This is a genomic window from Bradyrhizobium sp. SZCCHNRI20481 (assembly GCF_032485055.1).
Classification (GTDB): Bacteria; Pseudomonadota; Alphaproteobacteria; order Rhizobiales; family Xanthobacteraceae; genus Bradyrhizobium.
In genome coordinates this window covers 97111-108685 of record NZ_JAUEUE010000023.1, presented here as the reverse complement: position 1 = coordinate 108685, position 11575 = coordinate 97111, and the positions used below count along the sequence as shown (strand labels likewise).

12 protein-coding genes are annotated in these 11575 nt (G+C 65.4%); 7 read left to right on the top strand and 5 right to left on the bottom strand.

Features of this window, described 5'->3' with window-relative positions; translation table 11 throughout:
* The first annotated feature begins 395 nt into the window (after positions 1–395).
* Positions 396–710, top strand: a complete 315-nt coding sequence (locus tag QX132_RS30645) for a hypothetical protein (RefSeq protein WP_316163628.1) — start codon at positions 396–398, stop codon at positions 708–710.
* Positions 711–1766: 1056 nt separating this feature from the next.
* On the opposite strand, the gene hydA is transcribed toward QX132_RS30645, so the two are convergent.
* From hydA to QX132_RS30620, 5 genes are all read right to left on the bottom strand, one after another.
* A complete protein-coding gene (hydA, locus tag QX132_RS30640; RefSeq protein WP_316163624.1) occupies positions 1767–3170 on the bottom strand; it encodes a dihydropyrimidinase in 1404 nt (467 codons plus the stop codon).
* 12 nt (positions 3171–3182) lie between these two features.
* Positions 3183–3911 carry an aspartate/glutamate racemase family protein gene (locus QX132_RS30635; RefSeq protein WP_316163623.1) on the bottom strand — a complete coding sequence of 243 codons (729 nt, stop codon included), beginning with the start codon at positions 3909–3911 and terminating at the stop codon, positions 3183–3185.
* Positions 3912–4158: 247 nt separating this feature from the next.
* Entirely contained in the window at positions 4159–4935 is a 777-nt protein-coding gene (locus tag QX132_RS30630; RefSeq protein ID WP_316163627.1) for an ABC transporter ATP-binding protein, read from the bottom strand.
* A gap of 2 nt (positions 4936–4937) precedes the next feature.
* Entirely contained in the window at positions 4938–5747 is an 810-nt protein-coding gene (locus QX132_RS30625; protein WP_315734084.1) for an ABC transporter permease, read from the bottom strand.
* Between the two features lies 1 nt (position 5748).
* Positions 5749–6756, bottom strand: a complete 1008-nt coding sequence (locus tag QX132_RS30620) for an ABC transporter substrate-binding protein (protein WP_316163626.1) — start codon at positions 6754–6756, stop codon at positions 5749–5751.
* Between the two features lie 201 nt (positions 6757–6957).
* On the opposite strand from QX132_RS30620, the gene QX132_RS30615 reads away from it, so the two are divergent.
* The 6 genes from QX132_RS30615 to QX132_RS30590 all read left to right on the top strand — a co-directional run bounded on the left by QX132_RS30615 (position 6958) and on the right by QX132_RS30590 (position 11540).
* Positions 6958–7713 carry a GntR family transcriptional regulator gene (locus QX132_RS30615; RefSeq protein ID WP_316163622.1) on the top strand — a complete coding sequence of 252 codons (756 nt, stop codon included), beginning with the start codon at positions 6958–6960 and terminating at the stop codon, positions 7711–7713.
* Positions 7714–7784: 71 nt separating this feature from the next.
* Positions 7785–8189 (top strand): DUF350 domain-containing protein, encoded by a 405-nt coding sequence (locus QX132_RS30610; protein WP_315734089.1) that lies wholly within the window; start codon positions 7785–7787, stop codon positions 8187–8189.
* A 2-nt stretch (positions 8190–8191) separates the two neighbouring features.
* Positions 8192–8584, top strand: a complete 393-nt coding sequence (locus tag QX132_RS30605) for a hypothetical protein (RefSeq protein WP_316163621.1) — start codon at positions 8192–8194, stop codon at positions 8582–8584.
* Between the two features lie 339 nt (positions 8585–8923).
* Positions 8924–10087, top strand: coding sequence for a glutathionylspermidine synthase family protein (locus QX132_RS30600; protein ID WP_316163620.1), 1164 nt, complete (start codon positions 8924–8926; stop codon positions 10085–10087).
* 106 nt (positions 10088–10193) lie between these two features.
* Positions 10194–10418, top strand: coding sequence for a hypothetical protein (locus QX132_RS30595; protein ID WP_316163619.1), 225 nt, complete (start codon positions 10194–10196; stop codon positions 10416–10418).
* A gap of 36 nt (positions 10419–10454) precedes the next feature.
* Positions 10455–11540 carry a DUF2252 family protein gene (locus tag QX132_RS30590; RefSeq protein WP_315734097.1) on the top strand — a complete coding sequence of 362 codons (1086 nt, stop codon included), beginning with the start codon at positions 10455–10457 and terminating at the stop codon, positions 11538–11540.
* Positions 11541–11575: the final 35 nt, after the last annotated feature.

The following is an 11575-nucleotide window of genomic DNA, read 5'->3' as shown; positions in this document are numbered from 1 at the left end:
TTTACGATTTATACGCGATCTCCCTGGGGACCGGCTGTCTTGCCCCCATCACCCGCAGGCAGCTCATCAGCAACGCCCACAAGCTTGACCTCAGCACCGGGAGGCCAGGACCACGCGACTTCACCGTGCGCCGGGGATCGTTCGTCGGCACGGCCAAGCCATGCTGCGACCCCACAGCGCCCATCGCATCCCACACCCGACGTCCGTGACGACCGCGAAGCGTCCCCTCGTTGGGGCGGGACAGCGCGCAGTAAAGCACAATTTTCGGAAAAACAAAATAGAATTTCGATAAACAGAAATCATATTCCTTTCAGGCGTTCGAACGGTCACCGCCAAGGCTTGCGTTCCCGATCGAGACCCTGTCGAACGCTCCTGTTTCGGATCGGCGATCTGCCATGAGCGGCTTCGCGCAAGTCACCTGCGATGCCCATGCGGCGCAGAGCTCGGTCCCAATTCCGATCACCACGCTCGGCGGGGTGGTGTCGACCAGTTGCCAGAACGTGCTGAGCGGCGATCGGCTTCTGGTCGACATGACGACCGGCGTTTCGCAAGTCGAAGTCGATAGCGGTACGGTGAAGGCATCGGTCAAACCCGTCCTCAGTGGCATGTTGCGGAGCGACATCGGCTCCGCCGGGCACCGCGCCAAAGCCGAAGAAATGATGCCAAAAGTCGTGCGGATCGTGACGTCGCACCCGCTTTTGGTACCTTGAGTTGCATCAAAGATGGTCAGCAATTTTCGTGGCAGGCTAACATTGACGGCGTATCCGTCATCAATGGTCCTTCAACGTGAGGAGTTCACTATGGCTAGAAGCATTGCTGTTGGTCTTGTTATTCTCGCCGTCTCTACATCTGCGGCCTTGGCCGGACATCGTACTCATCATGCAAGAGGTACTCATGCAAAAGCCAGTGCGGCTCAGCAGGTCGGGGCGGGCAAAAGTGATCGCGACCAATATGGAAATATGCAGGTCAATCCCGGAACTCCGGGCCTGAGCGGCAGCAACGCTGACCTACATGCAAAAACGCATCGCGATTCCGGCTACAGGCCGAAGAGTGACTACAATGCAGACGGGACCCTGCGGGTTGACAGCGGAACTCCGGGCGCAAGCGGCAGCAACGCTGCCCTACATCGTAGAACGCACCGCGATTCCGGCTACAATCCCAAGAGTGACTACAACGCGGACGGGACCCTGCGGGTGCATCATTAGTCGTTTCTTGCGACCACGTGATGAGCCCGGAGCGTTCCGCGCACCGGGCTTTCACGTCCACGAAAACTAGCTGTCCTTGCATTGACCGACAGCGATTTCATGTCGGCTGTTCTGTAACGGCGGGCCCATGAGTCTGGCCGGTCGCGCTGGCGGCACCGTACGCGCGGACGCCATGTAGGAGCTCGTCGCGGAGATACTGTTCCTGCTGTTGCCCGAGGCGTCGAACCTGACCGGCGCATTCTACGCGACGGACGGCGGATGGACGGCCTATTGAACCCGCTTCCAGTCCGCTGAGGACTGGAACGATCGTTCACCCACGATCAGCTTCGAGCAAAGAGACGAGATCATGATGCGATCCCGCGGACCCGCATCATGATCAGGGTCTCGGAAGAGCCGCGGACCTAGCGGCACTCCTTGTCTGACGGTTGTTCACAGGAGCGATATCGCAATTGGCCTTCATTGCGAAGGGCGAAGCGACGACGCAATCCAGAGTCGCGAGCTCGACTCTGGATTGCTTCGCTGCGCTCGCAATAACGGATGGGAAGAGCGTGCTTAGGCCACTCAGGCCACTGCACCCGGCTTGCCGCGCGTAACGTAGCGGCCGTCGCCCTTGGCGCCGACCAGCTGGCCGTCGCGCACGACAAATTTTCCGCGCAGCATCGTCGCGACCGGCCAGCCGGTGATCTCGATGCCTTCATAGGGCGTGTAGTCGGAGCCGTGGTGCAGGCCGGACTGGCTGATCTTGGCCGTCTTGGTCGGGTCCCACAGCGCGATGTCGGCATCGTAGCCGATCGCGATGGAGCCCTTAGCCCTCAGCCCATACGTCTTGGCGTGGTTGGTGGCGGTGAAGGCGACGAACTGGTTCAGGGTGATGCGGCCCTTGTTGACGCCTTCGGAGAACAGGATCGGCAGCCGCGTCTCGACGCCGGGGATGCCGTTCGGCACCCAGCGAAAGCTGGTGCGGCCCTTCGGCGTCAGCTTGCCGGCCTCGTCGTCATAGCGGAACGGGCAGTGATCCGACGAGAACAGCGAGAACACGCCCTGCTGCAGGCCCTCCCAGCACGCCTCCTGGCTGGCCTTGTCACGCGGCGGCGGCGAGCAGACATATTTGGCGCCTTCCATGTTGAGGCCCTGCATGTCCTCTTCGGTCAGCACCAGATATTGCGGGCAGGTCTCGCCGTGGATCTTCAGGCCGCGCGCCTGCGCGCGGCGGATCTCCTCCATCGCCTCGCGGTTGGAGACGTGGACGATGACGATCGGCACGTCGATCAGCTCGGCCAGCGAGATCGCGCGATGGGTCGCCTCGCGCTCGACCGGAATCGGCCGCGACTTGCCGTGATAATACGGCGCGATGTTGCCGGCGCGCTCCAGGCGGTCGGTGAGGAAGCGGATGGCGTCGTAGTTTTCGGCGTGAATCTGCACCAAGGCCCCGCGTTCGCGCGCGACCTGCAGCACGCCCAAAATCTCGTAGTCGCTGAGCGCGAGGCCCTCATAGGTCATGAAGATCTTCAGCGACGAATAACCGTCGGCGACCAGCGCCGGCAGCTCCTGGCCGAGCACGGCGTCGGAGGGGTCGGCGATGATGAGGTGGAAGGAGTGGTCGACGTAGCAGGTGTTGTCGGCGAGGGCATGATAGTCCTTCAGCGCTGATCGCAGCGGCTGGCCCTTCTCCTGCAGGCAGTAGGGCATGACGAACGTGTTGCCGCCGAAGGCGGCGGCGCGCGTCGCACTCTCGAAATCGTCGGCCATGACGATGCCGGGGCCGGAGGGCTGGCTGATATGGACATGGCTGTCGATGCCGCCCGGCAGCACCAGCAGGCCCGTGGCATCGACGATCTCGTCGGCATCGGTGATGGCCTCGCCGATCGCGACGATGCGGCCGCTCTTGATGGCGACATCGGCCTTGAACGTATCGCTCGCGGTGGCGACGGTGCCGTTGCGGATGGCGGTGTCGAATGCAGCCATGTGACGTCCTTCTCAGGCGAAGTTCTTGAACAGCGAGCCCCAGCCGGTCACGGCGGCCGGATCGACGCCGGCGACCTTCAGGCTCTTCCATACCACGGTGGCGATGGTGTCGAGAATTGGAATGCCCGTCTCCTGCTCCATCCTGTCGACCAGCGGCGCGGCGCGCAGGTTGGTGCAGACGACGGCGATCGCATCGGGCTTCTCGGCCGCGACCTCGCGGATCATGCGCTCGAGCTGCGCCTCGGTGACCTCGGCGAAGGAGAAATTGTCCTGCAGGCCGAGATGGCGGTCGCCGCCGCAACCGATGCCGAGCGTCTCGTAGTTGGCGATGATCCGCGCCTGCACGTCGTCGCGATAGGGTGTGACATAGCCGAGCCGCTTCACGCCGGATCTCGTCAGAATCTCGTTCAGCGCCAGCATCGAGGTGGTCGCGGGAATGCCGGTCGCCGCGGTGATCTGCTCGCACAGCTTGACGTCGGCCTCGAAGCCGAGCCAGCCGGACGAGGTGCCGTTCCAGCCGATGACGTCGACCCTGGCATGCGCGAGCAATTCGGCCGCGCGCAGGATGTTCGATGTGTCGAACTGCGCCAGCGCGTCGGTCGACAACGCGATCTCGGTGACCTTGAAGCGCGAGAAATGCGCTGACACGTTCGGCAGCCCGGCGACCATGGCCGAGGTGATCGGCTCCAGCGCGGTGTTCGACGACGGCGTCAGCATGCCGAGGAGAGTGCGTTTGGTCATTGGTGGTTTGCCTCTCTCGGCGCGGGCAGTTGGAGGTGGTCGGCGGGAAGACCTCTCCCGCTTGCGGGGGAGGTCGGATCGCATCGCAGATGCGATCCGGGTGGGGGAACTCTCTCCTCACGGGCAGCGTGCCGTGGAGCGCCCCCACCCCAGCCCTCCCCCGCAAGCGGGAGAGGGGGCGCACTGCGCATATCGAGCTGTCTCGGCTTCAACATGCATCGTTTGTGCGGGAGCAATCGGGCCATCCTCACACCCGCTCCCCCTGCTCCGCCCGCTCGCCGCGCAGCAGCGCCAGGATGTGGCGCTTCAGTGCGTTGAACTGCGGCGAGGTAATATCCCGTGGCCGCGGCAGATCGATCGGGATGATCTCGACGATGCGGCCGGGACGTGCGCTCATCACCGCGACATGGGTGCCGAGCGTCAACGCCTCGTCGATGCCATGGGTGACGAACACGATCGTGCCCTGGTGCTGCTGCCAGATCCTGACAAGCTCGGTCTGCATGTCCATGCGGGTCTGCTCGTCGAGCGCGCCGAACGGCTCGTCCATCAGAATCACTTGAGGATTCATCAGCAGCGCCCGCGCGATGCCGACGCGCTGGTTCATGCCGCCCGACAGCTCCGACGGATAGTGGTTCTCGAAGCCGGTCAGCCCGACCATGTCGATATAGACCTGCGCCCGCGCGCGGCGCTCGGCCTTCTGGCCGCCGCCTAGCAGCAGATGAAAGGCGACGTTCTCCCACACCGGCAGCCACGGCATCAGATTGGCGTGCTGGAACACGACGCCGCGATCGGCGCCGGGCGCCGTCACCGTCTCGCCGTCGACGGCGATGCTGCCCGCGCTCGGCTGCTCGAATCCGGCGATCATGTTGAGAAGGGTCGACTTGCCGCAGCCGGACGGGCCGAGCAGGCAGACGAACTCGTTGCGCGCGATGCTGAGGCTGATGTCGGCGAGCGCCGTCACCTCGGCGTTGCGCTTCCTGTCGGTGAAGATCTTGGAGACGCTGGCGATCTCGATCGCGACCATGCTCATTCCCCGCCGCCCAAGGTGGTGTTGCGCTGCCAGTGCAGCACGCGCGCCATCACGAAGCGAATGGCGAGATCGCTGCAGAAGCCGAGCAGGCCGATGCTCGCCATCGCCGCCAGCACCAGATCGTAGCGCAGGAAGTAGTAGGAATCCCACAGCACGTAGCCGAGCCCGCTCTTCACGGCGACCATTTCGGCCGTCACCGTCAGCATCCACGCCGAGCCGATGCCGATGCGAAGCCCGGCAAAGATGCTCGGCATCGCCGCGGGCACGACGATGTAGCGCAACAGCTTGCGCTCGCTGCCGCCGACCATGGCGCCGGCGCGAATGAGATTGCGGTCGCAGGTCTTCACGCCGTGGATGGTGTTGAGCAGGATCGGGAAGAAGGCGCCGAGAAACACCAGGAAGATCGCCGGCTTGTTGGCGATGCCGAACCAGATGATGGCGAGCGGGATCCACGACACCGGCGGGATCGGCCTGAGCATCTGCAAGGTCGGCTCGATCACGATCTCGGTCTTGCGCGACCAGCCGATCGCGACCCCGAGGCCGACGCCGAGCAAAGTGGCGATGGCAAAGCCCGCCGCGACGCGCGACAGGCTCGCCAGCATGTCGGCGAGCCAATGCGCGCTGTAGGTCTGGGTGTTGCCGTCGGTGCCGACCAGCCAGTCCGCCCACGCCCACAGCACCGTCGACGGCGCGGGCAGCAGCGCCGCCGGCAGCGCGCCGGAGCGCGAGAACGCCTCCCAGCCCGCGAGCACCAGCACGGGCACGATGGTGCGGTCGAGCTTCCTGAGCTGGGCGAGCGCGGCCATCTCAGTAGCCGAGCTCGGTCTTCGGCTTGCCGGTCGCCGCTTCCAGGAAGCGGTAGTCGAGATTCTTCTCGACCGCCGCCGAGACGTCCGAGTTGATGTATTTGAGGTCGCGCATCATCGTGGCGATGGCGAGCGCGGAAGCGCGGTACATCTTCGGATCGGGATCGAGATTCTCGACCGCGCCGGTGGCGATCGCCTTGTCGAGCCCGGTGACCTTCGAGATCACCTCGATCAGCGCCGGCTTGTCGGCCGCGATGTGCGCGTCGACCTTCACGACCGCGCGCACCACGCCCTCCAGCGCCTTCGGGTTGGATGCGATGACGTCGGAGCGGGTCAGGATCAGATTGGTCAGCTTGCCGGCGGCCTGGTCATAGGGGAAGCCGAAGAACTTCGCCGCCTTGGCCTGCATGATCTGGGTCGCGAACGGCTCGACGGTGCAGATCAGCTCGACCTCGCCACGGCGCAGCGCCTGCAGATGATCCGACGGGTTCGGGATGTTGATGAACTGCACGTCCTTATTGATGTCGATGCCCTGCTTGGCGAAGGCACCGCGCATGTGGATGTCCTGCGCATTGCCGCGCGAGGCGGCGACGCGGAACGGCTTGCCGTCGGTCTTGTATTTGGCGATCAGCGCCTTCAGCGCGGCCCAGTCGCCCGGCGCGATCTCAAGATCGTTGCCGAGCAGGATCGCCGAGCCGCCATTGACCTGGCCGGAGATGGCGACGACATCGAAGCCTTTGTCGAGCGCGATGGCGTAATGCAGATAAGTGACTTGCGCGACGTCGATGTTCTTCGACACCAGCGCGGTCAGCGCATCAGTGCCGGTGTTGAAGCTGACGGCGTCGATCGCGACGCCCTCCGCGAATTGCGGCGTCAGCGACATCGGCGTGCAATGCGCGCATTTGGCGTAGCCGAGTTTGATCTTGGCGGCGTCGTCGGCGAAGCTGAGCGAGGGCAGCGCGAGCGCGAGCAGGGCGAGCATGGGCAGCACGAAACGTTTCACATCCATCTCCAGGGCAGGTCGATCCACGGGATTGTCACGGCTTGTCCTCTCATCAGCAAACGACATGCCAACTGGATGCGATATGCAATGTTGATTTTATACAATAAAATCAATATGAAATAGCACATCAAACTCGGAGAACCTGCCTGATCCGCGGGCGCATCGCCCGAATTTCAGGCATCTCGCAGCGGAGCAGCCGCGCCCGACATGACCCCACCGGCACCCCGGCCCAGACTGAAGACGCGCTTCAAGCCGGCGCGGCTGAAGCTGTCGTCCGACCACTCCAAGCGGCCGCTCGATCGGCTGTCGCTGCACGATCAGCTCGTCGCCAGGGTGCGCGAGATGATCGTGGACGGCGAGCTCGCCGCCGGCGCTGCCTTGCCCGAGCGCATGCTGTGCGAGACCTTCGGCGTCTCGCGCACGCCGCTGCGCGAGGCCTTCAAGATCCTCGCCGCCGAGGGCCTGATCGAGCTGCGGCCGCATCGCACGCCCGTGGTGACGCCGATCGACGCCCGCGAGATCGCCGAGATCTTCGACGTGATGGTGTCGCTCGATGCCACCGCGGGCCGCGCCGCGGCCGCGCGTGCGACGGCGGACGACCTCGCCAGGCTCGACGCCATGCATGCCGAGCTGGTGGCGCTGCATCGCGTCGCCGAGCGCGCCGCCTATTTCCGGCTCAACCAGCAGATCCATGCCGAGATCACCAAGCTCGCCGGCAACGCCGTGCTGCTCAACATGTGGAGCACCCTGCATGCGAGCGTGTTCCGCGCGCGGGCGGTCGCCAATTACGACGCGCGGCGCTGGGACGAGTCGATCGGCGAGCACGAGGCCTTCATGGCGTTGCTGCGGGCCCGAGACGGCGACGGCTTCGCCGAGGCGCTCTCCGAGCACACCCGCAAGACGGGCGATTCCGTGCTGCAGATGCTGGACCAGGCCAGGCTGGATCCGGCGAAAGACGGATAGACTTTGTTCACGTCGAACCGGGCATGCTGGCATCGCGACAGATGAGAGCTTCCACGCGTCGGGCCTGATCCATGATCCTGCAATCGCTCGCCGGCCTGCCGGCCTTTCTGGTGTACTTCTGTACCGCGCTGGTCGCGGTGACGGCCTACCTGTTCATCTACACCCGCGTCACGCCCTACAATGAATTCCAGCTGATCCGGGACAACCATCCGTCGGCTGCGATCGCGCTCGGTCTCAGCCTGCTCGGCTTCACCCTGCCGCTGGTCAGCGCCATCGCCCATTCCGCCAACGTGCTTGACTGCCTGATCTGGGCGCTGGTCGCGCTGATCGTCCAGGTGATCGTCTATTACCTCGTCCGCATCCCGGTGCCGGATCTCGCCCAGCGCATCGTCGCCGGCGAGCTGGCCTCCGCAATCTGGCTCGGTCTCGCGTCGCTCTCCGCCGGCGCACTCAACGCCGCCTCGATGATCATCTGACCATGTCCAAGCAACGCCGCGAATTCGGCAAGCGCCGGCCGATGCCGCCCCCGCCCGCGACGCCGCCGGTGAAGCGCTCCGGCCACGTCGCGCTGCTACTGATGGGCACGCTCGCGGTCGGCGGCACCGCCTATGCGCTGATGCCGCGGCAGCAAAGCTGCCCGCAGCAGGGCACCGAGACGCCGACGATGGCCGGCCAGCCGCAGACGAGCGAATGCACGACGCGCCGCTCGAGCGGCGGTGGCGGCGGCAGCGGCTCCGGCCGCTGGGGACTTTCCAGCGGCGACAGCGATTCCAGAAGCAGCGGCTCGAGCCATGTCGCCGAGGCGTCCTCCGCGCATGTCTCGCGCGGCGGCTTCGGCTCGTTCGGACACGGCTTCGGAGGCGGCGGCTGATTTTCGTCGCGCCGGCGCCGTGAAAACACCGCGTTTGTGATGTTTCCTTGGATTCGGATCTTTGACACAGACTCAAAATCATAAAAAACTGGCCTACCGACTCATCGGAAGCGATCCGATGCAACGTCCGCACCCTGGGGTGCCGACGACTATGACGGCTGCGGTGGCCGCCGCCACCTCGCCGCGCTTTGGTAGCAAACAATCGTACGGTGCCGGGCGCGAGCTTGCGCCTGGACCGCGCGGACGATGTCATGGCCGCATCAGCGATGACGGCCTCGGCCGTGCTGCGCCCCGTTGCCACGGGCACGGCATGATCGCCGCTGCCTTAGGCTGACGCCGATGCAGCGCATCCCATGCCCCGAACGTGACGACTGGCGCGAGACCGCGGCACGATGCGGCTTCGACTTCTACGAGCTCGACGGCGAGCGCTATTGGGACGAGCGCGCCTACTACGCGTTCACGATTGCCGAGATCGAGCTCGGCATCGAGGAGCCGACGGCCGAGATAGAGCAGATGTGCCTCGCGCTGGTCGCACGCGTCATCGGCGACGAGGCGCTGCTGCGCCGGCTGAAGATCCCGCAAGCGGTCTGGCCGCTGCTGGCGGAGAGCTGGCAGCGAAGGGACGGCAGCCTCTACGGACGGTTCGACCTCAGCTATCAGGGCGGCCGCGCGCCGGCGAAGCTGCTCGAATACAACGCGGACACGCCGACCTCGATCTTCGAGGCTGCGGTGTTCCAATGGACCTGGCTCGAGCAGGCGATCGAACGTCGCATCCTGCCGGGGCGTGCGGACCAGTACAACTCGATCCATGAGCGCCTGATCGAGCGCTGGCGCGCCCTGGGCAGGCAGCGCCGCGTGCATCTGGCCGGCCTCACCGGCAACGCCGAGGACGCCGCGCCCCTGGTCTATCTGGCCGACACGGCAGCCCAAGCGGGCCTGTCGACAACCATCCTTGATGTCGCCGACATCGGCTGGCGCGAGACCGGCGGCGGCTTCGTCGATCTCGACGACGGCGACATCGCGCTCGCCTTCAAGCTCTATCCCTGGGAATGGATGTTCCGCGATGCGTTCGGCGCCAAGCTCGCGCAAGCGCCGACGCAATGGATCGAGCCGCCCTGGAAGGCCATCCTGTCCAACAAGGGCATCCTGCCGCTGCTCTGGCAGATGCACGAAGGCCATCCGAACCTGTTGCCGGCCTATTTCGAGGACGATCCGAAAGCCGCCAGCCTCGGCTCGAGCTTCGTGCGCAAGCCGATCTACTCGCGCGAGGGCGCCAATGTCAGCCTGGTGTCCGACGGCGTCGCCGTCTCCGTGCAGGACGGGCCCTACGGCGCCGAGGGCTACATCCGCCAGGCGGTGGCGCCGCTGCCGGATTTCGGCGGCGCGTTCCCGGTGATCGGCAGCTGGCTCGTCGACCACGAGCCATGCGGCCTGTCGATCCGCGAGGACACGAGCCCGATCACCGGCAACCGCTCGCGCTTTTTGCCGCATGCAATCCTGTAGGATCTTGACGACAGCCAGCGAAAGCGCCTCGACACGCGGTTCCGGAGCACTAGATAGGACCGAGGGGAATTCCCTGCCGGATCGGCGCGCATAGTCGGGATGAGGCATGGCGACGGACAACTCCGAACTCGAAGGCCTGCGGATCCTGGTCGCCGAGGACGAGGGCCTGATTGCGCTCGAGCTGAAGATCGTCACTACCTCGGGCCATGACGATGCGACGCTGTTTCCGCCGGATATCCGCGGCCTGCCCCGGCTCGCCAAGCCGTTCGACAAGCGCGCGCTGCGCGCGATGGGCGAGACCACGTTCGTTCGGCATCAACGCAACTCATAAGGCTTCGCTCGGGCCCGGCGCATCGGGAGGCATCGCGTGTCCATCATCGAAGATACCGCGGCCTACGAGGCCTGGCTTCGCAGCCAATGCGCAGTGGTCGAGGACGACCTCCTCACCAAGCACGAGCGGATGCGAAAGAGCCCCTTCATCTTCCTGCGGGCGACGTACTACCGCTGGGCGCGGCGCATCGCCGAGACCAGCCCCGAGCTCACCGACGCACCAGCTGCGCTCTGCGTCGGCGACATCCATCTGGAGAATTTCGGCACGTGGCGCGACGCCGACGGGCGCTGGGTGTGGGGCGTCAATGATTTCGACGAGGCCGCGGTGATGCCCTACGTCCTCGATCTGGTCCGACTCACGACCAGCGTCGAGCTCGCGCCGAAAATGGAGATCGGCAACCGCGATGCGGCAGACGCGATCCTGGAAGGCTATCGCCACGGACTTCAAAGGCCAGGGCCGGCGCTGCTCGACGACCATGAGATGTGGATCCGCTCCTACGTCAAATGCTCGGATCAGTGCCGGCGAAAATTCTGGGACGAGATCGACGGATTGACGCCGGCGGATGCAATTCCTTCCGCCGTCCATAAGTTGCTCCTCGGCAGCCTTCCCGGGACGGGCGAGACACCGAGATTCTTCCGCCGCGCCGCCGGCGGCGGCAGCCTGGGACGTCCACGCTTCGTCGTCGTCGCAACATGGCGCGGCGGCCGCGTCGTGCGCGAAGCGAAGGCGTTGGTCCCTTCGGCCTGGACCTGGGCGAAGGACAAGCCGCAACGGAAGCCGGCGCCTCAGCACAGGTTCATTGAACTCTCGAATGGAGCCCATCGCGCGCCCGATCCATTCCTCCGCGTTTACCGGACCGACGAGGGGGACTACGTCGTTCGGCGATTGTCGGCCGATGCGCGCAAGATCGACCTCGGCAAGGAGGCCGGCGCCGACCTCAAGCTCGTCCTTCTACGCGGCATGGGCGCGGAGCTCGCCTCCGTCCATGCGGCTGACGGTCGCGTCAGCAGCACCATCGCGGCGGATCTCAGGAAACGCGGTTCGGGCTGGCTGCGCAGAGCTTCCCGCGCCGCACGCGAGGCGACGGAGAGGGACTACGACGTGTGGTGCCGACGGGCCTGAGTTCAGCGCTCGACGTGAGGACCGATACGGCGAGG

Bases quoted from the DNA above. Each gene is read 5' to 3' on its own strand.
- QX132_RS30645 (WP_316163628.1), top strand. From the start codon at position 396: ATGAGCGGCTTCGCGCAAGTCACCTGCGATGCCCATGCGGCGCAGAGC.
- hydA (WP_316163624.1), bottom strand. From the start codon at position 3,170: ATGGCTGCATTCGACACCGCCATCCGCAACGGCACCGTCGCCACCGCG.
- QX132_RS30635 (WP_316163623.1), bottom strand. From the start codon at position 3,911: ATGACCAAACGCACTCTCCTCGGCATGCTGACGCCGTCGTCGAACACC.
- QX132_RS30630 (WP_316163627.1), bottom strand. From the start codon at position 4,935: ATGGTCGCGATCGAGATCGCCAGCGTCTCCAAGATCTTCACCGACAGG.
- QX132_RS30625 (WP_315734084.1), bottom strand. From the start codon at position 5,747: ATGGCCGCGCTCGCCCAGCTCAGGAAGCTCGACCGCACCATCGTGCCC.
- QX132_RS30620 (WP_316163626.1), bottom strand. From the start codon at position 6,756: ATGGATGTGAAACGTTTCGTGCTGCCCATGCTCGCCCTGCTCGCGCTC.
- QX132_RS30615 (WP_316163622.1), top strand. From the start codon at position 6,958: ATGACCCCACCGGCACCCCGGCCCAGACTGAAGACGCGCTTCAAGCCG.
- QX132_RS30610 (WP_315734089.1), top strand. From the start codon at position 7,785: ATGATCCTGCAATCGCTCGCCGGCCTGCCGGCCTTTCTGGTGTACTTC.
- QX132_RS30605 (WP_316163621.1), top strand. From the start codon at position 8,192: ATGTCCAAGCAACGCCGCGAATTCGGCAAGCGCCGGCCGATGCCGCCC.
- QX132_RS30600 (WP_316163620.1), top strand. From the start codon at position 8,924: ATGCAGCGCATCCCATGCCCCGAACGTGACGACTGGCGCGAGACCGCG.
- QX132_RS30595 (WP_316163619.1), top strand. From the start codon at position 10,194: ATGGCGACGGACAACTCCGAACTCGAAGGCCTGCGGATCCTGGTCGCC.